The sequence below is a fragment of the Streptomyces sp. NPDC044571 genome (genome assembly GCF_040647115.1).
Lineage (GTDB): Bacteria > Actinomycetota > Actinomycetes > Streptomycetales > Streptomycetaceae > Streptomyces.
The window spans coordinates 55,939-79,232 of record NZ_JBEZBN010000017.1; the positions used below are offsets into that span (position 1 = coordinate 55,939).

Consider the following 23,294-nt stretch of genomic DNA (forward strand, 5'->3'; position numbering starts at 1 on the left):
GCCCGCCCCGGCACGCGGGTCAGCCCACAACTCAGGAGGTCTCTGACCACCATGTCCATCATCCTCTTCGAATGCGAGTACCAGGGCCTGCGGTACGCGGGCCTCGGCAAGGCGGTCGCCGGCGAGACCAAGACCCTGTACCGGGTGACCGACGGGCAGCTCCGAGCCGCCTTCCTCGCGGGCGGCGGCCCGGAGGCAGTGATCGCCGCCGTCACCGAGGGGGCCGAGACGATCACTGTCACAGCCGGCGACCCGGAGGTGCGCCTCCTCCCGCCGCTGCTGCCCACGACCGGCGGGGACGCCCTCCTGACCGGTTTCATGGGGACACACCGGTCCAAGTACGCCGACGCCCCGGACCCCGCAGCGGAGTTCAGGCCGCCGAATTGGCTGATCAAGGGCTTCGGTTCCTGGGTGCGCATGCCGGACGAGCCGCTGGCCGCCGCCGCGTCGACCGTCGCTCTGCTGGAGGAGCCGGAGGTCGCCCTGGTTTACGTCAACGACGAGGCAGGCACTCCGCGCTACGTCGGCTACACGTTCGCCAATGACCTGAACGACATCGGCTACCACCTGAAGAACCCGTGGGGATGGACGCCCTACTCCAAGCTCTGCGAAACGTCCATGACGCCGTGGCTGTTCCTCGGCGAACCGCCTCGTACGGTGACCGGCCGGATCACCATCGAACGCGAGGGGGCGGCGGCCTGGAAGGGCGACTTCTCGTGCGGCGCGGACGCCCTGTACCACCGGGTCGAGGACATGGTCGGCCACTTGTTCTCGTATCCGGTGATGCGTCGGCCGGGACTGGTGAGCTACGTACTGCTCGGGGCCGACAAGGCCAGCTATCACGACGGGTTCCGGATCGCCGACGGCGACCGGGTGACCATCGACGTGGCCAGCCACGGCGTCGTGCTGTCCAACGTCATCGAGTACGTCCGCCCGGTCGAGGCCGCCTGACGGTCGGGGCGGCCGGGTCCGCCCCGACCGGCGCGCGCCAGTGCGGTCAGGCCGTCGCGGCCGCCTCCGCGGGGGCCCTCTCACAGGAGGCGCGGCGCACGGCTGCCAAGTAGCCGGAGATGGCCTCCCTGTTGCGTTCCAGGCACCGGATGCGCTCGGTCATCCGGTCGCGCTCGAGTTCGAGTGCGGCGATCGTCTCCGGGGTGGCGCCGGAGACGTGGATCGCCCTGGGCGTGTCCAGACACGGCAGGACCTGCTTGATCACCCGGGTCGGCAACCCGGCGGCGAGCAGTCCTCTGATCTGGAGGACCCGGTCCACGAAGTCCTCGTCGTACTCCCGGTACCCGTTCAGGGAGCGACGGGACCGGATCAGGCCCTGCTCCTCGTAGTAGCGCAGCAGCCGGCGGGAGGTGCCGGTGCGCTCTGACAACTGCCCGATCAGCATGTGACCCACCCCACATCGGATCATCTTGACCTTCACATCTATGTAAGGGTTTGAGGATACAAGTCATGACGACTTCCCACACTGAGTCACCGAACGTTTCTCCCCCCGCGACCGACAACAGGAAACTTCCCATGTCGCCGCTGCTGGCGCTGGGTACGGCCGCTTTCATGGGCATCCTGACCGAGGCGCTGCCGGCCGGCGTGCTGCCCGAGATGGCCCGTGACCTCTCGGTCAGCGAGTCGGCGGCGGGGCAGTCACTGACGATCTACGCCATCGCCACGGGCCTCTCGGCGATCCCCGTGTCCGTGGCCACGGCAGGGTGGCGGCGCAAGAAGCTGCTCCTGCTCGCCGTAGTGGTGTTCGCCGTTGCCAACCTGGTCACGGCCATCTCGTCCAGCTACGCCCTGACGATGGCGTTCCGCCTGGTGGCCGGCGTCGCAGCGGCCGTGGTGTGGGCGGAGCTGGTCGGCTATGCCCGCCGCCTGGCCCCGCCTCACCTGCAGGGCAGGGCCATTGCGATCACCATGGCCGGCATCCCGCTCGCCCTGTCATTGGGCATCCCCTTGGGCACGTTCCTCGGCGGACTGTTCGGCTGGCGGCTGACGTTCGGCCTCGTGAGCGTGGTCTCCGTCCTTTTGGTGGTGTGGATCCTCGCGTCGGTGCCGGACTCCCCGGGGCAGCGGCCGGAGAACCGGGAGCCCATCCTGAAGGCCCTGCGCCTTCCCGGCGTGGTGGCGGTCCTGTTCGTGGTCGCGGCCTACGTGCTGGCCCACAACATCCTCTACACCTACATCGCCACGTTCCTCGACGAGTACGACATGGGCGGCTCCCGCGACCTCGTGCTGCTGGTCTTCGGAATCGCCTCCATGGTGAGCATCTTCATCACCGGAGCACTGGTCGACCGCCGGCTGCGCGCGCTGACCATCGGTAGCACCGCCCTGTTCATCGTGGCGGCAGTCCTGCTGGCCCTGGTGGCCGAGCATCCCCTCGTGGTCTATGTGGCGATGGTGCTGTGGGGGCTCGGCTGGGGAGGTGTCGCCACCCTCCTGCAGACCGCGGTCACCGATGCGGGGGGCGACCGCGGGCAGGCTCTGCTGGTCACCACGTGGAACTCATTCATGGCCGGTGGCGGGGCCGTCGGCGGCCTCCTGCTCTCCGCGCTCAGCCCCACCTCCTTCCCGTGGAGCGTCCTGGTCCTCCTCGTGCCGGTGCTGCTCGTCGTGGTCGGCGCCCGTGCGCACGGCTTCCCCGCCAAGCGGCCGGACTCGGCCTGACGCATCGCCGGACGGCACGACAGGGCCGTGGGCCGCGTTCATCCCGGATTTGGGGTGGGTGGAGCACGGGACTGCCGGACCGAGCAGCGGCCCCTGTGTGATCAAGGCGTCTGAAGCCGTTGATCACACGGGGGCCGCGTCCGCATACCGGTTTCCACGGGAGGTCAGCCTCGGCCCATGCGGTAGCCGACACCGCGGACCGTGATGATCCACCTGCTGGCGCCCAATTTCGCGCGCAGGCTGCTTACGTGCGTGTCGATGGTTCGGCTGGAATGCGCCCAACTGGTGTCCCAGACCCGGGCCATCAGCTCCCTGCGGGACACGACGCCGTCGGGGTTCGCAGCCAGGGTGTGCAGCAGATCGAACTCCTTTCCGGTGAGGTTCACCGGCTCGCCGTGCAAGCGGGCTTCTCGGGTTCCGACATCGATGTGGAGCGGATCGAGGGAGATGATCCGTGTCGGCTCCGGCTGCGGATGGGCCCGGCGCAGCACGGCTTCGATACGAGCCGTCATCTCACGTAAGCCGCACGAGGTGACGACGCAGTCGTCGGCTCCGGCCTGCAGGGCGAGGACCCGGTCCAGTTCGGTGTCGCGAGCGGTGACGGAGATGATCGGCTTGTCCCCCGCCTCCCGGATCAACCGGCAGACTTCCAGGCCGTCGATGTCCGGCAGGTCGAGGTCGAGCAGGACCAGGTCCGAGTGCTGGTGCGTTCTCAGCGCTTCGGCACCGGTGTCGACACTGCTCGCCGAGTACCCCTGCCGACGCAGGTCCCGCACCCTCGTTTCAGCTTCAGCCGCGTCGTCCTCGACCACAAGGACACGGGCCATCGGCGACGTGATGACCTTTCTCAGCTGCAAGCGAGAGATCGGCGGTGTCTGCGGCCGCGATCCGGCAGGCGCGATCTGCGTCCGGCCGGCCTCCTCGGTTCGCAAGGTGGCCCCCTGAGTCATTGCTCCCCCTCATAACCGGTTGGGGCGAGGGTGCGCCGCTGGTCAGCCTGCGGCAGCCGGTCGACCAGCATTTCGGCGAAGAAGGAGGCCGGCTTCTCGCGATCCGGCCCCGGCGTTCGACGTGCTCGGTTTCCCGCCATGCTGCATCCCCCTCCCTGGCGTGACCGTCCCTCATAGCATAACGAACGTTCTCTTTTTTTCGACCGTCGATGTCCACGCCTTGGTCACGGCGGCCACGGGTTACGCGGTTTCCGTTCCCGGCGTCGACACGCAGACCAGGTCGGCCGGCACACCCGTACGGACTCGCCCGGACGCCGACCACTTCACGGGGGGGGTGAGAACCCGCCACTTTCGGTTGAATCGTGGCGATCCGGGAAGGCGAGTCACCCCTCGCCAGTTGCGTTGGTGCCGGAACCGCAGACGAAGCGGAAGCCAACATGCCGGCGATGGAGGTGACATGTGGCCCGCACCCATGCGTCCAGTCCAGGGCTCCAGCCCGCCCCGGCGAGAATGCGCCACGGCCCGGGAGCAGCCCCCCATCCGTTCAACCAGCGGGGCCATCATGGGCTCACCGTTGGTCGACCACGTGACCGAAGAGACCCCCATGCACGCTGGGTGGAATCCGGAGAATGCCCATGGTGAAACAAGAGAGAGCCGTCCGTACCAGGGAGGCTCTGGTGCAGGCCGCCGCCGCGGCGTTCGACTGCGCAGGGTATGAGGCCACGACACTCGCCCGGGTCAGCAACGCCGCCGGCATCTCCATCGGGGCCCTCACCTTCCACTTCCGGTCGAAGGACGAACTGGCGGACGCCGTCCAGGCGCGTGGCGAGTCCGCTCTGCGGGCCGCGGCGGACCGGGTGGCGGTGTGCGAGGAAGTGCCCCTCCAGTCCATGGTCGCCCTGACCATCGAGATCGCGAGGCTGCTGGAGGAGGAACCCCCCGTCCGCGCCGCTGCGCGGCTCGCGCGCGAGCGCGTGGACGGCGCGGCGGCCTGGTGCCCCCTCTGGCTGCCCATCCTCGACCGCCTGCTCGCGCGAGCGGCGCCGAGCGAACTGCGCCCGGACGCGGACCACGAGACGGTGCTCGCCCTGGTGGCCTACCTCGTCACCGGTGCCGAGACGTACGCCCGCAGCCGCGCCAAGTCCCCTGAAGACCAGGGTGACAGCGCCGAGCAGCAACTCACGCGCATCTGGCACCTGGTGCTGCCCGCAATCGCGTGTGGGGACAGGGCCGCGCCCTGACGGGGCAGGCGGGGCCCGACAGCACGCGGACCCCGCCACCGCCGCCGCCCGCGGTGCGGAGCGTCTACTCCCCCACTTGGGTGCCCGTGTCGGCCCGGTACCCCAGGTGTCCGTCGAGCAGGATCCGCAGCCGCCTTCTCCCGCGGTGCAGGCGGGAGTTGACGGTGCCGTTGGGAATGCCGACCAGAGCGGCGATCTCCTCGTACGGCAGGCCTTCGACGTCGGCGAGGTAGACGACGGTCCGGAAGTCCCCCGGTATCGCCCGCAGCGCCTCGCTGATCACCGGGTCCGGGATCCGGTCCATGACCTGCGACTCCGCGGAGGGCAGCCCCCTGGAGGTGTGGGAGGCGGCGCTGGCGAGCTGCCAGTCCTCGATGTCCGAGGTGTGTGCGCAGCGCGGCTCCAGCTGCTGCTTGCGGTAGTCGGTGAGGAAGGCGTTGGTGAGGATCCGCAGCAGCCAGGCCCGCAGGTTGCTGCCGGGCCGGAACTGGTGGAAGCTGCGGTAGGCCCTGGCGTACGTCTCCTGGACCAGGTCCTCCGCGTCGGGCGGGTTGCGGGTCAGCCGCATGGCGTGGGCATACAGCAGGGTTCGGTAGCCGACGGCATCGCGCTCGAAGCGAGTCGAGCGCTGCTCGTCCGTCTCTGCGGCGGGGACCGTGGTCGTGTCCGTCATGGGTGTTCTTGCGCTCCTGTACGCCCGCCGCACCACGGGAGTACAGGTGGATCCGGCGGAGGACTGTGTGGGTACGCACAGGTTACATATCGAGCGTTCGTTTTTCTCGGTGCGGCGAACATCCGCGACGGTCTTGGCAAGTTGGGCCTGTGGCGGCGCCGCGAGGACTGCAGGCGGACACGCAAAAGCGCCGGGCGCCGCCCTCGCGGGCGCCCGGCGCTGACACGACTGCGGCGCTGCGGTTACCTGGCGGTCCACCCGCCGTCGACGGGCAGGGCCGTCCCCGTGACGAAGGAGGCCCGGCCGCTCAGGAGCCAGGCCGCGGCCTGGGCGACCTCGGCGGGCTCGGCCATCCGCTTCTGCATGGAACGGGAGGTGAAGGGCTCCTCCAGGGCGGGGATGTCGGCGAGCACCTCCTGCATGAGCTCGGTGAGGGTGCTGCCCACCACCAGCGAGTTGACGCGGATGCCCTGGCCGCCGTATTCGTCGGCGGCGGCCTTCGTCAGCCCCACCACCGCGTGCTTGGCCGCGATGTAGGAGGCGGTGGCCCCCGTCGCGAGCACGGCGGCCACGCTGGCCGTGTTCACGATGGAGCCGCCCGAGCCGGCGGCGAGCATGGCGCGTATCTGGTACTTCACGCAGTGCCAGACCCCGCGCAGGTTCACGTCGATGACCCGCTCGAAGACGGAGTCGTCGGTCTCGTGCAGGGGGGTGCCGGCCGTCGCCCAGCCCGCGTTGTTGAACGCCCCGTCCAGGCGGCCGTAGGCCTCCACCGCGCCGGCCACGACGCGCTCGACGTCCCCGGGGTCGGTGACGTCCCCGGCCAGTACGGTCGCCCGGCCCCCGGCCTCGGCGATCTCCCGTGCCACTGCGGTCAGTTGGTCTTTCCTGCGCGCCATCAGGACGACGTCCGCGCCCTCTGCGGCGAAGAGCCGTGCAGCGGCGGCCCCGATGCCGCTGGATGCGCCGGTGATCATGACAGCCTTGCCCTGGAGTAACCCCTCAACTCGCATGTTGCGCATTCAACCACGCACTTTCGGGCCCCTCCGCATGATCCTTCTCACAAGGCGGCCGGCCCGTTCAGCCCACCCGCGACTCCGCCTTCCCGCGCTGCGGGTCGAGGTCGATGGCGGCCGCGACCGCGGCCGGGGCGAGGCCGGGGAGCAGGTACCGCCACATGCGGATCACCCGGTCCGTCAGGTCGGCCCGCCCGGACATCAGCTGCGAGTGCAGCTGGGTCCCGGTGCACGTACCGACGATGAACTCGGCCACTTCCGAGGGCTGGACCCCTTCCAGGAGCTCACCCCTGGCCACGGCCTCCTCCAGGCAGCCCTCCATGATCTCCTGCCAGTCGCGGAAGGAGGTGTCGTCGCGTACGCCCAGGGCCCGCTGCTCCACGGCGAGCTGCACGCCGGCGCGCAGCAGCAGGTCCGTGCGCAGCCGCCAGGACCACACCAGCGTGATGTCCACCAGCCGCTGCAGGCCCGCCGATCCGAGGTACGGGACGATCGTGTCGGGCTGCGCGTTCATGACGGCGCGGGCCAGCGCCTCCTTGTTGGGGAAGTGGAAGTAGACCGCTCCGAGCGTGACTCCGGCCTGTTGGGCCAGCGCTCTCATGGAGGTACCACGGTAGCCGTGCTCTTCGAGCAGCGCCGCCGCCGCTCGGAGGATCTGGTCGCGCGTCTTGGCGGCGCGTTCCTGCTTCGGCTCGTGCATCGAGTATCTCCATCGACAAACAAAAAGAACACACGTTATTTTATGACTCTCGGTTCCCCCCACCGCCCGCGACTGAGGTTACAACGAGGCCTGCTCGCCGTACCTGGAGTGAATCAGTGATCAACGTCCAGCCTGCGCAAGTCCGTTCCGCCGCCGCCCCGCCCACCCGCTCCACCGTTCCCGGCCAGCCGTTACGCCGACCCACCTCGGCGGAGGCGATCCAGCTCCTGGTGCACAAACGCAGACCGGCCGAGGTGCTCCTCACCGGCTTGCAGCGGCGGGGATCCGACGACTTCACCGTCACCGCCCGCTGGCCCGATTCGCACGCCTTCTACGAGCGGTCCCTGGGCGCCTTCGATCCGCTGCTGTTCGCGGAGACGGTGCGCCAGAGCATCCCGTTCCTCTCCCACGTCGCCTACGACGTCCCGCTCGGACACCAGCTGATCTGGGAGTACTTCACCTACAGCGTCGACCCGGCCGCCCTGCGGATCCAGCACCGCCCGGCCGTCCTCGAACTGCGCATCATCTGCTCGGACATCGTCCGGCGCGCCGCCCGCATGGCCGCGATCACCATGGACGTCACGGCGTTCGCGGGCGGCAGGGAGCTCGGCTCCGCGCGCGCCCGGTTCACCAGCAACCCGCCCGCCATCTACAAGCGCCTGCGCGCCGGGTACGCGGACCCGCTCACCGCCATGGCCGCGGCCCGGCCGGTGCCTCCCCCAATACCCGCCGCCGCCGTGGGGCGCCTGCGGCAGGCGGACGTGGTGCTGTCGGTCGCGGACGCCCCCGCGCGCTGGCTGCTGCGCAGTGACACTTCGCATCCTGTCCTCTTCGACCACCCGGTGGACCACGTGCCGGGCATGCTGCTGCTGGAGGCGGCCCGCCAGGCCGCGCTGGTCCGCGTCGGCCCGCGGCGTGCGCTGCCCGTCGCGTTCGACTCGACGTTCTTCCAGTACGTGGAGTTCGACGCCCCGTGCCGGATCGCGGCGGAGCCTACGCTGCCCGACCACCGGGGCCGGCCGCGCGTCGACGTCGTCGCGTTGCAGCGAGGGGGGATCGCCTTCTCGTGCATCGTGACCCTCGAACCACAGGGAGCCGGCCCCTACGACACCGAGCCGGCGGCCGTGTGACGCGGATCCCGGCCCGGCGGTGACGCGGGCCCCGGCCGGCCGCGAGCCGCGTGGGAAGCCGGGCCGTCGACCGCCCGGGCCTCAGAGGTGAGGGGCGATCAGGGACGGCAGCCGGCGCATGTCGGTGAAGACCACCGTTCCGGGCAGCGCCAGCCATGCGGCGGGCGTGAGGCCTCCCGCGTAGCCGAAGCCGCGCATTCCGGCGGCGCCGGCGGCCTGGATGCCGAAGCGGCTGTCCTCGACGACCGCGCACCGGGCCGGGTCCACGCCCAGGGAGCGGGCGGCGTGCAGGAACAGGTCGGGGGCGGGCTTTCCGTGCTCGACCTCTTGGGCGCTGAAGATGCGGCCGGCGAACCGGTCGTACAGTCCGACCCGGCCCAGGGTGTGCCGCATCTTGTCGTGGCTGCCGCTGGAGGCGATGCACCACTGCTGCGGTCCGAGGCCCTCGGCACGAAGGCCGTCGAGGGCCTCCGTTATGCCGTCGACCGCCTGCAGGCCGGCGTCGACCGCCTCGGCGTGCAGCGTGCGGAAGCGCTGGTCCCAGACGCGGGCGGTGCCGGCGCCGAGCCGGGCGGCGATCTGCTCGCCGATGGAGGTGGTGGAGCGGCCCACGAAGCGCTCCATGACCTCGTCCTCGGTCAGCGGCCAGCCCAGCTCCGCGCCGAGGGCGACGTGCGTGCGGACGGCGATGGGCTCGCTGTCGACGAGGACCCCGTCGCAGTCGAAGATGACGAGTTCGACCGGCTCGGAGGACTCGGCCTCGGTCCCGGTCTCGCGGGCGCGCGGTGCCTCGGCGGCCCGGGCGGAGGCCGTGGGCAGGGCGGTCGTGGTCATCGTGTCGTGCCTTCCGTGGGAGGGGGTCGGGGACAAGATCACACAACCGGTCAGGGGCGGACAAGCAGCGAAAACGGTTCCCGGAGTGCTCCCGGGGCCTCGCCCCGTCCTCGCCCCGCGGGCCCGGCCGGGAAAGACGTGAGTACCGTCTGTGCATGCACATCGATGAGCTGGGCGCGCCGCAGCGGGGGCATGTCCTTCTGATAGCGGGGGATGCCGCCGTGCGGCGGCGGGCCGTGCAGGTGGCGCCGAGTGCCAATGTGGCGGCGGTGGCGGCGGTGCCGCCCGCGGTGCTGCTGGGCAGTCAGGTGCCCAGCGACACCACCTATCTGGACGGGGCCCGTGATCCGCACACCGTGCTGCTGCGGTTGCGGGCGGCCGCCGCCACCTCCGGGCCGCTGCTGGTGTACCTGTCGGGGCGGCTCACGCTCGACCGGCGCGGGCGGCACCTGCATCTGGCGCTCGCGGGGACCACGGCGTCGTCGGTGCGCTATACGGCGTTCCCGTGGGAGTGGCTGGGGACCGAGCTGCGGGCGCGGTCGGCCGGGCTGACCACGGTGGTGCTCGACCTGGTCGCCGACAAGAGCGCGTGGCCGGTGCTGCACGAGTACGGGAGCCTGCCCGGTTCGCCGTCCGCCGAGGTGTACGGGGTGGTCGTGCCGCCCGCGTTCGCCGGCGGGCCCGACGGCGTGAGCCCGTACACGCGGCACTGGGTGGAGCAGTTGCGGCGCGGCCCGCACCGGCCCGGCAACGTACAGGTGCACGCCTTCGCGGTGGGGGCGGCCGCGCTGCCGCCGGGCACGCTGGTGCTGCCGGCCACGCGCGCGCTCAGTGACCGGCCCGCGCAGTCGCAGTCGCAGTCGCAGTCGCAGTCGCAGTCGCAGTCGGCCGAGGATCCGCGGCCGCACATCCACGCCCTGGCCTCCGTGGGCCGCCACGAGGAGGCGGCCGCGCTCGCCCGGGCCTGGGAGCAGCACGCGCTGCGGGCCTGCGGGCGGGGCTCGTCGGAGGCGGCCCACTGGGCGGAGATCCGCGCCGACCTCGCCCGGATGGCCGGCGACTACCGGCTGGCGACCCGGCTGTGGATCCGGGCCGGGACGACCCGCCTGGAGCGGCATGCGCCGGACGCCCCGGAGGTGCTGGCCGCCGGGGCGGGGGCGCTGTACTGCTGGACACAGCTCAAGGACCAGGCCGCGGCGCGGGAGGCCGGGCCCGAACTGCTGCGCCTGCTCGGCGCGCTGCCGTCGCTGGAGCCGCGGCTGCTGCACCTGACGCAGCAGCGGCTCCAGGTGCTGAACTCGGTGGCCGGGCGGCGCTGATCCGCGGCTCCCGGCCCGACGTGCGAGCCGGGCCGGGCCGCACGTCGGGCCGGGGAGGCGGTGTCCGGCGGATCGCGGCCGGACACCCCCTGCCGCAGGTGAAATCGTCAGGATCGAAGGCCGTCAGCCGGTGAAGTCCGTCAGGTCGAGGGCGCGCAGGCGCTCCGGGTCGGCGACCACGTCGATCGCGGTGATGCACCCCGCCGTGACCGTGAAGGCCATGACGGACAGCGGGTGGCCGTCGGCGATGACGACGACTCCGGCCGCGCCGTTGACCAGCGCCGGGCGGACGAACGGGCTCAGGCGGCTGAAGGTGAGGGCCTGCGAGGCCACCGTGGAGGCGCCGTTCAGGACGACGGTGTGGCGGGCGCGGGCGACGCCGCCGTCGGAGCGCAGGACGACGTCGGGGTCGAGGACGGCGACGAGGGCGTCGAACCGGCCGTCGCGGGAGGCGGCGAAGAAGGCGTCGACGACCTCGCGCTGGCGGGCGAGGTCGGGGTCGGGCGCCGGGGCCTGCTCCTGGACGCGGCGGCGGGCACGGCTCGCGAGCTGGCGGGTGGCCGCCGGCGTGCGGTCGATCAGCGGGGCGATCTCGTCGAACGGCACGGCGAACATGTCGTGCAGGACGAAGGCGATCCGCTCGGCGGGCCGGAGCGAGGCGAGCACCACCATCAGCGCCAGGCCGACCGAATCGGCCAGCAGCGCCTCGGCTTCGGGGTCGATGACGTCCTCGGGGGTCACGACCGGGTCGGGTATGCGGAGTTCGAGGGGCTCCTCGCGGCGGGTCTCGCGCGAGCGCAGCATGTTCAGGCAGATCCGCGCCACGACCGTGGTCAGCCAGCCGGGCAGGTTCTCGATCTCGGCGGCGTCCGTGCGCTCCAGGCGCAGCCAGGCCTCCTGGACGGCGTCCTCGGCCTCGCCGAGTGAGCCGAGCATCCGGTAGGCGACGGCGCGCAGCCGGGTCCTCTCCTGCTCGAAGCGGTCGGTCGGCCATGAGCTCTCGTACACCGGGCACGTGTCCTTTCGTGCGTGAGTTCCGCTCTGTGATCATGACGGGCTCCCCGGCCCGTGTCAGCCGGCCGGGGTGGCCGCGAGCGGGCGGACGCGGGTGAGCATCAGGTGCAGGAACTGCTCGGGGCGGCGGAACGAGGCGAAGTGGCTCGCGTCCTCGATCAGGGCGAACTCCTTGACGGGGGCCTCGACCTCGTCGAAGAACCGCCGGGCGCGGTCGGCCGGGGTGATGACGTCCCGGTCGCCCTGGAAGACGAAGAACGGGATCTCGAAGCGGGTGCCGTCGGCGCGGTCGTCGAAGGCGGCCGTCTCGGGGGTGAGCACGCCGGAGAACGTCATGGCCGCGAAGTACTGCCCGATCTCGCCCAGGGTGTGCAGCGGGGAGAACCACAGGGACCGCAGCACGACGCGCTTGAGGTTGTCGAGGGTGAAGGGGTCGCTCGCCACGGGCAGTTTGTCGTACGCGGCCCGCTGTGCGGCGCTCTTGCCGGGCGTCGGGACCCATCCGCTCCACGGCCGCGGCGTCCTTGTGCCGTCCGGTGGCGCGCAGGCGGGCGAGGAGGGCCGCGTGGGCCGAGGTGTCGCGGCCGGCGTCCAGGACGTTCTGGTCGGTGCCGACGTAGGCCGCGTACAGCTCGGGGTGATTGCGGGCCAGACGCAGGCCGAAGACGCTGCCCAGGGAGCCGGCCTGCGCCGGACCCCCTGGCGGGGGCCCGGCGGCGCTGGGGCGTCAGCGGCGTTGACGGGTGGGCAGCGTTAACGCCGTTAACGCCGTTAACGCCGTCAGCGGGGCCGACGCTTCGGCAGGCAGGCGTTTCAGCGGCTTCGGCGGCCGGTCAGTGCCGGCGCCAGGTGCCGGTCGTGCGGAACGCGTCCGCCGGAGTGCGGTCCCAGCCCGCGCGGCCCTTGCGGGGCGGCTGTTCGGGCTCGGCCTCGGCCGCACCGGCCAGCAGGGCCGTGAGGACCGCCATGACGGCGGCCGTCTCCTCCGCGTCGGGGTTGCCGCCCGTGATCCGCCAGGTCTGCGGCGGCGCCCCGCCCTCCGCGGCCCTCATACCGGCGGGTTGCCGTGCTTGCGCGACGGCAGGTCGGCGTACTTGGTACGGAGCATGCCGAGCGCGCCCACGAGCACCGAGCGGGTCTCGGCCGGGTCGATCACGTCGTCCACCAGGCCGCGTTCGGCGGCGTAGTACGGGTGCATCAGCTCCGTCGTGTACTCCTTGATCTTCTGTGCGCGCATCGCGTCGGGGTCGTCGGCCGCGGCGATCTCCCGGCGGAAGATGACGTTCGCCGCGCCCTCCGCGCCCATGACCGCGATCTCGTTGGTGGGCCAGGCCAGCGCCAGGTCCGCCCCGATGGAGCGGGAGTCCATGACGATGTACGCGCCGCCGTACGCCTTGCGCAGGACGAGGGAGATGCGCGGGACGGTGGCGTTGCAGTACGCGTACAGCAGCTTCGCGCCGTGGCGGATGATGCCGCCGTGCTCCTGGTCCACGCCGGGCAGGAAGCCGGGGACGTCGACGAGGGTGACCAGCGGGATGTTGAAGGCGTCGCAGAACTGCACGAAGCGGGCCGCCTTCTCGCTCGCGTGGATGTCGAGCACCCCGGCGAGGCTGGCGGGCTGGTTGGCGACGAAGCCGGTGACGTGTCCGTCCATCCGGGCGAGCGCGCACACCACGTTGGTCGCCCACGCGGGCTGGACCTCGAAGTACTCGCCGTCGTCGACGACCTCCTCGATGACCTTGCGGATGTCGTACGCCTGCTGCGGGTTGACGGGGACGATGCCGGTCAGCGCCTCGGTGCGCCGGTCCGCCGGGTCGTTGGTGAACTCGCGGGGCGGGGTCTCGCGGTTGTTGGCCGGCAGCAGCGACAGCAGGTGCCGGACGTCCTCCAGGCAGCTCTGCTCGTCGTCGTAGGCGAAGGCGGCCACCCCGGAGGTCGCGGCGTGGACGTCGGCGCCGCCGAGGCCGTTCTGGGAGATCTCCTCGCCGGTGACGGCGCGGACGACGTCGGGGCCGGTGATGAACATCTGCGAGGTCTCGCGGACCATGAAGACGAAGTCGGTCAGGGCCGGGCTGTACGCGGCACCGCCCGCGCACGGGCCGAGCATCACGGAGATCTGCGGGATGACCCCGGAGGCGCGGGTGTTGCGCTGGAAGATTCCGCCGTACCCGGCGAGCGCCGAGACGCCCTCCTGGATACGGGCGCCCGCGCCGTCGTTGAGGGAGACCAGGGGGGCGCCGGCCGACTCGGCCAGGTCCATCACCTTGTGGATCTTCTCGGCGTGCGCCTCGCCGAGCGCGCCGCCGAAGATGCGGAAGTCGTGGGCGTAGACGAAGACGGTACGGCCGTCCACCGTGCCCCAGCCGGTGACCACACCGTCGGTGTAGGGGCGCTTGTCCTCCAGTCCGAAACCGCTCGCGCGGTGTCTGCGCAGCGCCTCGATCTCGTGGAACGAGCCTTCGTCCAGCAGGAGGTCGATGCGCTCGCGGGCGGTGAGCTTGCCCTTGTCGTGCTGACGCTGCGTGGCCCGCTCATCCGGTCCGGCGACGGCCTGGGCCTTGATGTCGGCCAGTTCCGCGGCACGGTCCAGGACCGGTATGAGGGGCGCGTCGATGATGGTCATGTGGATCCTCCAGGTCTGAGGCCGGATTGCAGCCACCGTCGCGGGCGGGGCTCAAGATGTCGTCGAAGTCCGCTGGAACCCCCCGCGATACGGGGTCGGGACCGGGTCGTCGCGCGGGGCTCAGTACGTCGTGTGCAGGGTGAGGTGGCCGCGCCGGACGGGTTCCGGGCGGTGGTACGGGTCCTGCCGCACGGGCGGGCGGCCCACGGGGGCGGCTCCGGCCGCGGCGAGCACCCGTATCGCCGAGACGGCGGCGAACTTCCGCTCCTCGCGCACGATCTCGTGCAGTGCCTCGCGCAGGGCGGTCCCGAGGCGGTCGATGTCCTCGGCGGTGTTGTCGTAGTGGACGGAGGCGACGAGGGCCGTGGGCGCCTCCCGCCCTGCCGGGTGCAGCGGGTGCTCCTGCGCGACCGTCTTGCGTACGACGATCCCGCGCCGGGCCAGGGCGCGCCGGATCAGCGCGGCGGGCACCTCACCGTGCCGGAAGCCCACGATCCCGGCCTGCACCCGGCCCGCGGCCAGCAGTTCGATCCCCGGCGCCCGGGCGACGGTGCTGCGCAGGCGCGGCAGGAGCTCCGGGTGCGGGAGGGACATGGCCGCGGTGTGGTGGCCGAGCGCGGTGTGCAGGGCGGCGACGGCGGCCGGGGCCGGCGGCGCCGAGAACGCCTCGGCCGACCGGGGGCCTGCGTACGCGAAGCCGATGCCCTGCGGTCCGCGCAGGAACCTCCAGCCGTCCGCGGTGAGCAGGTCGCAGCCGATGCGCGCGGCGTCGACGGGCAGCCGGCCCACCGCGTGTGAGGCGTCGACCGCGTACAGGGCCCGGTGCGGGGCGAGGAGCCGGCCGACGGCCTCCACCGGGTTGACGGTTCCGCAGACCGCGGAGACGTGCACGACGGAGACGAGGGCGACGTCCTCGTCGATGTGCTCCAGCATCCACTCCAGGTCGAGGTCGCCGTCCGCGCGCAGCGGGACGACCTCCAGCCGGCAGCGGGTGCGCTCGCGCAGGCCGTACAGGGTGGTCAGGTGGGCCACGCCCTCGTGCGGGGTGGTCCAGATCCGGTCGCGCGGACCGAGGTCGAGGCGGGACACGTAGGCGTGGAAGGCGTCGGCCGCGCCGGCGGCCAGGGCGGTGCGGCCGGCCGGGACGCCGAGCAGGCCGCCCAGGCGCTCGTGGATCCCCGTGTGCAGGACGGCGCCGAGCTCCTCTTCCAGGGCGTGCGTCCCGAAGCGGTCGTCGCGGGCGGTGCAGTCGGCGAGGACGGACTGCACGGCGGCCGGCATCCGGCCGGTGCCCGCGGTGTCCAGGTGGGCCGTTCGCTGCCCTTGGTGCGTCGGCGCGTTCATCGAGGGGCCTCCCTCCGCTGTGGGGCCCGGCGGGTACCCGGCCCTGCTGTACCAAGAATTGCCAACTCGCTTGGCAAGACATTGCCCAACGTCGGGCCGTCTTGGCAATATCCGGGCAACCCCGCTCCGGCGAGGCTCAAGTCAGCGGGTTTCTGGCAACTTTTGGCAACTCGTATTGCCGTTCCTGCCGGATCAGGAAAGTCGCAGGTCGGGGCAGGTGTCGCGAGTTCCGAATGGGGCGCGGCGGCCCCTGTGTGCGAGAAATGGGCGCCGCCTCCAGGGCATCTTGAGCGATTTCCGAGCGAATCCCGAGGAGGGGTTGCCAATCTTCTGGCAGAGGACTTGCCAAGCCGAAACAAACAATTGCCACCGAGGAGTCACCATGAAGACCATCGCCCGCGCCGTCGCCACCGCCGCTCTCGTCTCCGCCGCCGTTCTCACTGCGGGCGGTGTCGCCCAGGCCGACGGCGGACAGATCGACTGGCCGGTCGCCCCCGGCACCTCCGCCGCCCCGGCGGGCGCCCAGATCGACTGGCCGGTCGCCCCGGGCACCTCCACCGGCCCGGCCGCCGGGCAGATCGACTGGCCGTAACCGGCGCCGTTCCTCCTGCGCCGTTCTCCTGCGCCGGGTGGCTCGCCGGGCGGGCTCATCGCGGTCCGCCGTGCTCGGGGAGCGAGAAGGGGTCCACGGCGGCTCTAGCGGGATGCGGCACGGTGCAGGGGCACCACGTCGCCCGTCCCGGAAGGAAGTCCACCGATGGCCCACGCACCGTGGAACGCGAAGTTCGAGAACCTCCTGCGCCAGGGACTTCCCGGACTGGGCCGGGGCGAGGCGCCGGCCGCGGACGTTCCGATGGAGGCGTACGGCCTGGACTCCATGGCGCTCATCGGCATCGTCAGCAGCCTGGAGTCGGCGTTCCGCGTCAGCCTCGCCGGCCAGGTGGTGATCCCGGTCCGCACCCTGACCGCCGGTCAGCTCTGGGGCATCCTGTCCGCCGCCCTCCATCCGGTGTGGGCCGACGACCGCCGCGCCGAACCGGTCGGCGGCATCCGCAGCGCCTCCCCGTGGGCCGTCGCCTGACGAACGGCCCGTACAACCGTTGAAGCCCCCGCCTTCGGCGGGGGCTTCGGTCGTTTCCGCCGCCCGTACCGTTCCGGGCGGAGCGGGTCAGAGGCTGGAGATGTGGGACAGGACGGTGCGCGAGGTGGCGGGGGCTTCGTCGGACTCGGCCTGAGCGGAGACCTCGGGGGCCTCGCCGCGGTCGGGCTTCGGTTGGGGGATGCGTGTGCCCATGGTCGGCCTCCACGGTGGCAGGGAACGGGGGACCAGCGTGCCAGGGCCGCCTCGCAGCGGCCTCGAACGCCCCGGGGCGGCGGGCGGGCCCCCGCGGTACGCGGTCCGGGGCCGCGGCCGGTACGCGGAGCGGCGCCTCTCCTGCGGAGTCGCGGTCCTGCGCATGCCCGCGGGGCGGGTGCCGGGCCCGCCTGTATGTGGGTCGCGGGTCCTGCGCATGCCCGGCCGGAGCCTTTGCGCAAGGCCGCCGCCGCGTACGCGCGTCCGGAGTGCCGGGCTTCCGCCCGTACGCGGGGCCACGCCCCTGCGCAGGCCCGCGGGCCCGCGGGCCGGGCGCCGAACCCCCATTCGGGGGCAGGTCCTGCGCACGCCAGGCCGGGCGCCTCTTGCCCCAGGCGCCTGCCCGGCGCCTCTTACCGGGGGCCGCCACCACGCACGCGGGCGCGGACGCCGGGCCGCCGGCCGTACGCCGCGGCAGCCCAGCGCCTCTTGCGGGAGCCGCCGACCAGGCGGCGTCCCGGGGCCCGCCCCGTACGCGGGGCCGGACGCCGGACCTGTACGCGGAGTCGCGCGGCCCTGCCCATGCCCGCAGGGCCCGCGGGCCGGGCGCCGGACCCTCCCGTACACGCGGCCCGCGCCCCTGTGCATGCCCGCGGGCCGAAACCCCGTTCGGAGGGCGCGTCCTGCGCACGCCAGACCGGGCACCTCTCACCCGGGGGCCGCCACCACGCACGCGGGCGCGGGGCCGCCGTCTGGGCGGCATGCGGGACCCCTACGCGGGGCCGGGCCCCGGGGCCGGGCGCGAGGGCGCCGCCACGTACGCGTGCCCGCGGGCCCGCGGGCCGGGCGCCGGACCCCCGTTCGGGGGTGCCTGCGCCAGGCCAGGCCGGGCGCTTGCCCCGGGCTGCCTGCCCGGCGCCTGTCACCCGGGCCGCCGCCACGTAAGCGGGGCCGCCGCCGGTACGCGGGGCAGCCCTGCGCCTCTTGCGCGGAGGCCGCTGGCCGGGCCCGTACCGGGGGGCCGGGCGCTGGGCTCGTGCGCGGGGGCGCGGCCCCGCGCATGACCGGGCGGGGCCGCTTGTCCGGCTCCGGGTGGGCCGATGGGCAGGGCGCCGAGCGTGGGGCCCGGGCAGGTGGCGGTAGGAGGGTCGGCGAGGTCGAGTGAATCTCCAGCGGTTCGAGACAGAGCCTCAGTTTCCGCTTGCCAGCATCTAGGCAAGGTTTTGCCAAACAAGCCGAGCCGCCGTCGAAGGAGCGAGCCCTGATGTCAATCTCCGGCCTCATCGAGCAGCACGTCCTCGCGCGGCCCGAGGCCATCGCCCTCACCTACGGCGCCCCCGGCGCAGGAGGGACCTCCCTCGGCTACCGGGAGCTCAGCCTAGCGGCCAACCGGCTCGCCGCCCATCTCGTCGCCCGCGGTGTCCGCCCCGGCGACCGGGTGGCGACCGTGCTGCCGGCCGGCCCCGAGCTGGTGACGGCCTGGCTCGCGGTCCTGCGGGCCGGCGCCTCGTACGTGGCGCTCGACCCCGGCGCCCGCCCCGGTCTGCCGGGCGGCCCCGTGCGCGCCGTGGTGACCTCCGGGCGCCGGGCCGCCGAGTACGCGGGCCTGGGCGCCGAGGTCGTCGCCCTCGACGCCGAGGCCGGGCAGATCGCCGCCCGGCCCGGGGCCCTGCCCGGCGTGGCGGCGCAGGCGCAGGCGCAGGCGCAGGAGTCGGCGTACCTCCGCGAGGTGCTCGCCCTGGCCGGGCCGGACGGTCCGCTGCGGGTGCGGCCCGGCGAGGGGGTGGGGCAGGTCGCCGCTCCCGACGAGGACACCGCCTCCCTGGAGGTCTGGGCGGCCCTGACGGCCGGGGCCCGGCTGGTGGGGCTGGACGCGGACACCGTCGCCGACCCGGGGCGGCTGGAGGCGGCCTTGCGGGAGGGGGAGGTGAGCGTCCTGCTCCTGCCCGGCGCGGACTTCGAGCGGACCGCCCGCGAACGGCCAGCGGCCTTCGACCCGCTGCACACCCTCGCCTTCGGCGGTCCGGCGGCCTGCGACCCGCAGCTGCTGCGGCAGGTCCTGCACCGCGCCGGCTCCGCGCCCCGGCTGCTGCACCTGTACGGGACCCCGGCCGCCTGGCACGAGGCGGCCGCACCCGACGCGGTCTGTGCGGGGGCCCCGCCCGCGACGCCGCCGGGCACGCCGGTCCAGGAGATCGTGCGGGACCTCTTCGCGGAGGCCGCCGGCGTACCGCGCAGCGCGGTGCACGCGGACAGCGACTTCTTCCGCCTCGGCGGCGGCCCGGCGGCCGCGGCCCGCCTGCTGGCGCGGACCCGCGAGGTGCTGGACGCCGACCCGGGCGGCGGGGCCCTCGGCCGGGCCCCCACCCCGGCCCTGTTCGCCGCGCTGGTCGGGGACGGCCCCGCGGCCGCCACCGGACCGGGGCGGGCGGCCGCGGCCGGCAGCGCCGTACTGCCCCTGCGGCTGCGCGGCCCGCTGGACACGGACGCCCTGGACGAGGCCCTGAAGGACCTGGGCCGCCGTCACGAGGCGCTGCGCAACAGCCGGCTGGGCTCGGCCGGCACCCGGCTGCGGTCCCTGGCCGCGGCCGAGCACCTGCTGGAGCTGATGCTGCCGGGCGATGCGGTGGACCTGTGGTCGCACGCGCCGCTGGCCGCCGAACTGGCCCTGGCCTACGGGGCGCGGGCCCGCGGGGACGCCCCGCGCTGGCCGACGGCCGCGCCGCAGGGTGCGCAGCGGGCCCTGTTCGGGGATGCCGAGCCCACCGCGGTCCCGGGCAGCGGCCCGTACGCGGGCGATGCGGAGGCCGGGCACCTGGCCTTCGCGCTCGACGCCGGCCTGCACGCGCAGCTCGCCGCGCTGGCCGCCGAGCAGGGGGTGACCCTCTTCATGCTCGTGCACGCCGCGCTCGCGGCGCTGCTCACGCGCCTCGGCGCGGGTCCCGTGGTCACGGTGGCCGCGCCGGTCCCGGCCCGTGACAGCGCTGCCCTGCGCCGGGCCGTCGGACCGTACGGGCGGGTGCTGGCCCTGTCCGTGGACGCCTCCGGCGATCCCGCCTTCACCGAGCTGCTGCGGCGGGTGCGTGCCGCGGACCTCGCGGCGTACCGGGACGGGGAGGCGGCCCTGGCGCTGCCCGGCGGGGTCGCGCTGACCGTGCTGCAGGAGACGGCCGGCGCCTTCGCGGCCGGCGCGCTGACGGTGGAGGCCGCCGAGCCCCGCCTGCCCTCGCCCACGGCGTCCCTGGGCCTGACCTTGACCGAGCGTCACGACCCGGAGGGGGAGCCCGCGGGGATCGCCGGGGCGGCGGCCTTCCCGTACGAGGCGATCGGCGAGGCCGCCGCCGCCTCGCTCACGCGCCAGCTGGTCGCGGTGCTGGAGGCGGCCGTCGAGACCCCGGACAGCGCACTGAGCCGACTGCGGCTGCTGCCCGGCGCGGAGCCGGTGGACGCGGTCGGCCTGTGGAGCGGTGTCGGGCGGGAGCTGCCGGCCGTGCCCGCGCAGAGCGTGGCCTCGCTCTTCGCGGAGCAGGTGGCCCGCACCCCGGGGGCGGCCGCCCTGGGCGGCATGGACTACGCGGAACTGGACGCCCGCTCCGACCTGTTGGCGCACGTCCTGCTCGAACACGAGGCAGGGCCCGGCACCTGCGTGGTCACCGCCATCGCCTCCCCGACCGGCTTCGCCGTCGCCGCACTCGCCGTGGCCAAGGCGGGCGCCGCCTGCATGCCGCTGGATCCGGCGCTCGGGCTGCCCGCCGCGGTGTGGCCGGCGGTCCTGCTGCTCGACGAGGCCGCTGACAGGGCACTGGCGCCGGTGCCCCGGGCGGTCCGGCTGGTCCGCGCCGCGGCCGCCGACCAGCTGCCGGCGGGCAGCAGCTGGCCGGTCCGCGCGGCCGACCGTACGCGGCCGCTCGACCCCGACGCCCCGGTGCTGCTGGCGCACACCGCCCACGCGACGATCCCGACCGCCGCGACCATCGCGATCGGCGGGGAACGGCTCAGCGCCGCCGCGGCCGGCCCGGGGCCTGCTGCCGACGCCGCCTGGCTGGTGCCCGGTTACCCGGACGCGGAGGCCGCGCTCGGGCTGCTGCGTGCGCTCGTCGGCGGCGCCCGGGTGCACCTGCCCGGCCCGGCCCTCACCCACGGCGCCCCGCACGAGGTGCTCCAGTGGCTGCGCGAGCAGGGCGCCTCGGTGGTGCTCGGCCCGGCGGACGACGCGCTGGTGGCGCTCGCCCGGGCGCAGGACACGGCGCTGACCGTCAGCAGCGGCTGGCCCGAGGGGCGGCTGCTGGTCGAGCGGACGCCGGGCGGCCGCACCCGGCCCGCTCCCGGCTACCGGGCCTACGTGCTCGATGCGCAGCTGCGGCCGGTCGCGGCCGGGGCGGTGGGCGCGCTGTACATCGGGGGGGTGGGCGTGGCCCAGGGGTACGCGGGTCTGCCCGGCGCCACCGGCGAGCGCTTCCTGCCCGACCCGCTCGCCGGGCCGGGGGACGCGGCGGCCCGTATGTGGCGCACCGGGCACGCCGCCCGCGTGGACGAGGACGGCAGCCTGCACGTCCTGGACCACCCGTGCGCCGACGACCCGTTCGCGGACGAGTTCGCCACCTTCGTGGTCGTCGCGGACGGTGCCGGGCACCGCGCGCTGTGGCCGGCCCGCGTCCCGCTCGTGGCCGGTTGGCACGAGACGCACTCCGAGGACGTGTACGAGCTCTGCCTCGACCACCTCAACGACCACCTGAACGACCGCTTCTGAAGCCCTCCCGCCCGGCCGCCGACCCCGGCCGCCCCTGCCTTCGCCCACGACTTCCGAGGAGCCCGTCATGACCGTCATGACCCCCCTGAGCATCCTGACCGCCCCGGCCGCCCCGCACTCCGCCCCCGGTCCGGCGCCCTCCGCCGTCCTGCTCGTGGAGAGCCCGCTGGCCCCCTCCGCCGACCTCGCCCTGCGCCGGGACGGCGTCGAGGTCATGGTGCTGCGCTTCGACCACGACGCGGTCCACCTGAGCGCCGAGTACCTCGCGCGGACCGCCGACCTCCCCGTCTTCACCCTGGACACCGCCGCGCCGCTCATGGACGAGGCGGCCCGCTACCTGCGCTGGGTCAAGGGCACCAAGGGCCTTCCGCGGCCCCGGTTCCTCTACAACCCCGACGGGGAACTCCAGCAGACCGCGGGGGCCTTCGCCTCGCTGGTCGACCTGCCGCAGCTCTCGCCGGCCGCTCGGGAACTGGTCGAGGCGTAGTCGAGCTCCGCTTGAGTGATGATCCGAAGGGGCGATGAACTGCCCACTCCCAGTGCTTGAATGGGCCCCGTCAGGGGCGGTATCGGATCATCAGGGAGCGAGTGCGGAGATGCGGAAGTCGTACTACGCGGCACACGTCTACATGATCGTGGGAGTGATCTCCGGGCTGTACTACCGCGAGCTCACCAAGATCAATGACTTCGAGGGCGAGACCCAGCTCGCCGTGCTGCACACCCACCTGCTCGCGCTGGGCATGCTCGTGTTCCTCATCGTCCTCGGGCTGGACAAGGTCTTCGGACTGTCCGGGACGAAGCAGTTCACCTACTTCTTCTGGTTCTACAACACGGGTCTGACGATCACCTGCGCGAGCATGCTCTACCGCGGCACCCAGACCGTGCTGGGCAACGAGGTACCCGAACTCTTCTCGCTGGTCGGCGGCATCGGCCACATCGTCTTGACGGTCGGTCTGATCCTGCTGTTCGTGCTGCTCGGCAAGAAGCTGAAGGAGCCCGCGAACGCCGAGCCCGCCAAGCCCACCGAGCCGGAGCAGGTCAGGACCGCTGCCTGACCGGTCCGGTCACCAGGCCGGTCAGGGCGGCGAGCCGCTCCTGGGCCGGCCCGGGGCGCAGCCGGCGGCCCCAGGACAGGGTGGCCAGGCCGTGCCAGGCGCTCCACAGCACCTCGGCCAGCACCTCCGGGTCGCGTTCGCCCGCGACGGGCCCGACCGCATCGCGGATCTCGGCGAAGGTGTCGAGCAGCGGCTGGGGGGTGTCGGAGCCGGCGTGTTCGAGCCCCACGTCGAGGGTGAGCATGGCCTGGTAGAGGACCGGCCCCCGGGCCGCGAAGTCGAGGTAGGTGCGGGCGACCGCGTCCAGTGCGGCGTGCGGGTCGCCGGCACCGAGGCGTGCGGCGCGCAGTTCGGCGGCGAGTTCGGCGAACCCTTCGAGGGCGACCGCGTGGACGATCGCGTCCTTGTTCTTGAAGTGCTGGTAGAGCACCGGCTGGCTGTACTCGATGCGTTCCGCGAGGCGCCGCGTGGTGACGGAGTCCCAGCCCTCGGCCTCGGCCATCTCGCGGGCCGTGGTGAGGATCAGCCGGCCTCGCTGGGCCTGCTCGCGGAGGCGGCGCTCTCGGGGAGTCATGCCGCCCACCTTAGCACTTTCGGCGAAATTTTAGTTAGCAGTGATAGAATCCTGCGCTTCGGTCCGCCCCCCGGTGAACACGCCGCTGGCGGACCTCAAGTGGCCTT

Annotated in this window: 23 protein-coding genes; 10 read left to right on the forward strand and 13 right to left on the reverse strand. The window is 73.3% G+C overall.

Going from position 1 to position 23,294, the window contains the following annotated elements; all coding sequences use genetic code 11:
• The first annotated feature begins 51 nt into the window (after window positions 1-51).
• Window positions 52-951 (forward strand): fumarylacetoacetate (FAA) hydrolase, encoded by a 900-nt coding sequence (locus AB0B01_RS11820; RefSeq protein WP_361716097.1) that lies wholly within the window; start codon window positions 52-54, stop codon window positions 949-951.
• A gap of 46 nt (window positions 952-997) precedes the next feature.
• On the opposite strand, the gene AB0B01_RS11825 is transcribed toward AB0B01_RS11820, so the two are convergent.
• Window positions 998-1,396: a MerR family transcriptional regulator gene (locus tag AB0B01_RS11825; RefSeq protein WP_361716100.1), complete on the reverse strand. Its 399-nt coding sequence runs from the start codon at window positions 1,394-1,396 to the stop codon at window positions 998-1,000.
• A 131-nt stretch (window positions 1,397-1,527) separates the two neighbouring features.
• Between AB0B01_RS11825 and AB0B01_RS11830 the strand changes: the two genes are divergently transcribed.
• Window positions 1,528-2,670, forward strand: coding sequence for an MFS transporter (locus AB0B01_RS11830; protein WP_361716103.1), 1,143 nt, complete (start codon window positions 1,528-1,530; stop codon window positions 2,668-2,670).
• A gap of 164 nt (window positions 2,671-2,834) precedes the next feature.
• On the opposite strand, the gene AB0B01_RS11835 is transcribed toward AB0B01_RS11830, so the two are convergent.
• Window positions 2,835-3,602, reverse strand: coding sequence for a response regulator transcription factor (locus tag AB0B01_RS11835; RefSeq protein WP_361716106.1), 768 nt, complete (start codon window positions 3,600-3,602; stop codon window positions 2,835-2,837).
• Window positions 3,603-4,255: 653 nt separating this feature from the next.
• Here AB0B01_RS11835 and AB0B01_RS11840 point away from each other — a divergent pair.
• On the forward strand, window positions 4,256-4,861 hold the full coding sequence (locus AB0B01_RS11840; protein ID WP_361716109.1) for a TetR/AcrR family transcriptional regulator: 606 nt from the start codon (window positions 4,256-4,258) through the stop codon (window positions 4,859-4,861).
• A gap of 64 nt (window positions 4,862-4,925) precedes the next feature.
• Here the strand turns inward: AB0B01_RS11840 and AB0B01_RS11845 are convergent, their stop codons facing one another.
• The 3 genes from AB0B01_RS11845 to AB0B01_RS11855 form a co-directional block, all read right to left on the reverse strand.
• The gene (locus tag AB0B01_RS11845; RefSeq protein ID WP_361716112.1) at window positions 4,926-5,534 is read right to left on the reverse strand and encodes a sigma-70 family RNA polymerase sigma factor; all 609 of its coding nucleotides are present in this window, start codon (window positions 5,532-5,534) and stop codon (window positions 4,926-4,928) included.
• A gap of 242 nt (window positions 5,535-5,776) precedes the next feature.
• Window positions 5,777-6,547 carry an SDR family oxidoreductase gene (locus tag AB0B01_RS11850; RefSeq protein WP_361716115.1) on the reverse strand — a complete coding sequence of 257 codons (771 nt, stop codon included), beginning with the start codon at window positions 6,545-6,547 and terminating at the stop codon, window positions 5,777-5,779.
• Window positions 6,548-6,614: 67 nt separating this feature from the next.
• Window positions 6,615-7,250 (reverse strand): ScbR family autoregulator-binding transcription factor, encoded by a 636-nt coding sequence (locus AB0B01_RS11855; RefSeq protein WP_361716118.1) that lies wholly within the window; start codon window positions 7,248-7,250, stop codon window positions 6,615-6,617.
• A gap of 116 nt (window positions 7,251-7,366) precedes the next feature.
• Between AB0B01_RS11855 and AB0B01_RS11860 the strand changes: the two genes are divergently transcribed.
• Window positions 7,367-8,380: a ScbA/BarX family gamma-butyrolactone biosynthesis protein gene (locus AB0B01_RS11860; protein ID WP_361716121.1), complete on the forward strand. Its 1,014-nt coding sequence runs from the start codon at window positions 7,367-7,369 to the stop codon at window positions 8,378-8,380.
• A gap of 81 nt (window positions 8,381-8,461) precedes the next feature.
• Here the strand turns inward: AB0B01_RS11860 and AB0B01_RS11865 are convergent, their stop codons facing one another.
• Window positions 8,462-9,214: an HAD family hydrolase gene (locus AB0B01_RS11865; RefSeq protein ID WP_361716124.1), complete on the reverse strand. Its 753-nt coding sequence runs from the start codon at window positions 9,212-9,214 to the stop codon at window positions 8,462-8,464.
• A 155-nt stretch (window positions 9,215-9,369) separates the two neighbouring features.
• Here AB0B01_RS11865 and AB0B01_RS11870 point away from each other — a divergent pair, with 155 nt between their 5' ends.
• A complete protein-coding gene (locus tag AB0B01_RS11870) occupies window positions 9,370-10,533 on the forward strand; it encodes a hypothetical protein (protein WP_361716127.1) in 1,164 nt (387 codons plus the stop codon).
• 123 nt (window positions 10,534-10,656) lie between these two features.
• Here AB0B01_RS11870 and sigJ read toward each other — a convergent pair whose 3' ends face one another.
• The 5 genes from sigJ to AB0B01_RS11895 all read right to left on the reverse strand — a co-directional run bounded on the left by sigJ (window position 10,657) and on the right by AB0B01_RS11895 (window position 15,514).
• Complete coding sequence (gene sigJ, locus AB0B01_RS11875) at window positions 10,657-11,541, reverse strand: RNA polymerase sigma factor SigJ (RefSeq protein ID WP_361716130.1); 885 nt, start codon at window positions 11,539-11,541, stop codon at window positions 10,657-10,659.
• Between the two features lie 63 nt (window positions 11,542-11,604).
• Window positions 11,605-11,991, reverse strand: coding sequence for a hypothetical protein (locus tag AB0B01_RS11880; protein ID WP_361716133.1), 387 nt, complete (start codon window positions 11,989-11,991; stop codon window positions 11,605-11,607).
• A 389-nt stretch (window positions 11,992-12,380) separates the two neighbouring features.
• Entirely contained in the window at window positions 12,381-12,599 is a 219-nt protein-coding gene (locus AB0B01_RS11885; protein ID WP_361716136.1) for an acyl-CoA carboxylase epsilon subunit, read from the reverse strand.
• Window positions 12,596-14,170: an acyl-CoA carboxylase subunit beta gene (locus AB0B01_RS11890; protein WP_361716139.1), complete on the reverse strand. Its 1,575-nt coding sequence runs from the start codon at window positions 14,168-14,170 to the stop codon at window positions 12,596-12,598. Before AB0B01_RS11890 ends, AB0B01_RS11885 begins: the two co-directional genes overlap by 4 nt.
• A 120-nt stretch (window positions 14,171-14,290) precedes the next feature.
• Window positions 14,291-15,514 (reverse strand): aminotransferase class V-fold PLP-dependent enzyme, encoded by a 1,224-nt coding sequence (locus tag AB0B01_RS11895; protein ID WP_361716142.1) that lies wholly within the window; start codon window positions 15,512-15,514, stop codon window positions 14,291-14,293.
• 382 nt (window positions 15,515-15,896) lie between these two features.
• On the opposite strand from AB0B01_RS11895, the gene AB0B01_RS11900 reads away from it, so the two are divergent.
• Together AB0B01_RS11900 and AB0B01_RS11905 are read left to right on the forward strand one after the other, a co-directional pair.
• The gene (locus AB0B01_RS11900; RefSeq protein WP_361716145.1) at window positions 15,897-16,106 is read left to right on the forward strand and encodes a hypothetical protein; all 210 of its coding nucleotides are present in this window, start codon (window positions 15,897-15,899) and stop codon (window positions 16,104-16,106) included.
• A gap of 165 nt (window positions 16,107-16,271) precedes the next feature.
• A complete protein-coding gene (locus tag AB0B01_RS11905) occupies window positions 16,272-16,595 on the forward strand; it encodes an acyl carrier protein (RefSeq protein WP_361716148.1) in 324 nt (107 codons plus the stop codon).
• Window positions 16,596-16,682: 87 nt separating this feature from the next.
• Here the strand turns inward: AB0B01_RS11905 and AB0B01_RS11910 are convergent, their stop codons facing one another.
• Entirely contained in the window at window positions 16,683-16,808 is a 126-nt protein-coding gene (locus AB0B01_RS11910) for a hypothetical protein (RefSeq protein WP_361716151.1), read from the reverse strand.
• Between the two features lie 1,264 nt (window positions 16,809-18,072).
• Here AB0B01_RS11910 and AB0B01_RS11915 point away from each other — a divergent pair.
• The 3 genes from AB0B01_RS11915 to AB0B01_RS11925 all read left to right on the forward strand — a co-directional run bounded on the left by AB0B01_RS11915 (window position 18,073) and on the right by AB0B01_RS11925 (window position 22,613).
• Entirely contained in the window at window positions 18,073-21,558 is a 3,486-nt protein-coding gene (locus tag AB0B01_RS11915; RefSeq protein ID WP_361716154.1) for an AMP-binding protein, read from the forward strand.
• Window positions 21,559-21,625: 67 nt separating this feature from the next.
• Window positions 21,626-22,045: a hypothetical protein gene (locus AB0B01_RS11920; RefSeq protein ID WP_361716157.1), complete on the forward strand. Its 420-nt coding sequence runs from the start codon at window positions 21,626-21,628 to the stop codon at window positions 22,043-22,045.
• A 109-nt stretch (window positions 22,046-22,154) separates the two neighbouring features.
• On the forward strand, window positions 22,155-22,613 hold the full coding sequence (locus AB0B01_RS11925) for a DUF2871 domain-containing protein (RefSeq protein ID WP_361716160.1): 459 nt from the start codon (window positions 22,155-22,157) through the stop codon (window positions 22,611-22,613).
• Here the strand turns inward: AB0B01_RS11925 and AB0B01_RS11930 are convergent.
• The gene (locus AB0B01_RS11930; protein ID WP_361716163.1) at window positions 22,597-23,187 is read right to left on the reverse strand and encodes a TetR/AcrR family transcriptional regulator; all 591 of its coding nucleotides are present in this window, start codon (window positions 23,185-23,187) and stop codon (window positions 22,597-22,599) included. The two genes, AB0B01_RS11925 and AB0B01_RS11930, sit on opposite strands and share 17 nt — an antisense overlap.
• Window positions 23,188-23,294 lie beyond the last annotated feature (107 nt).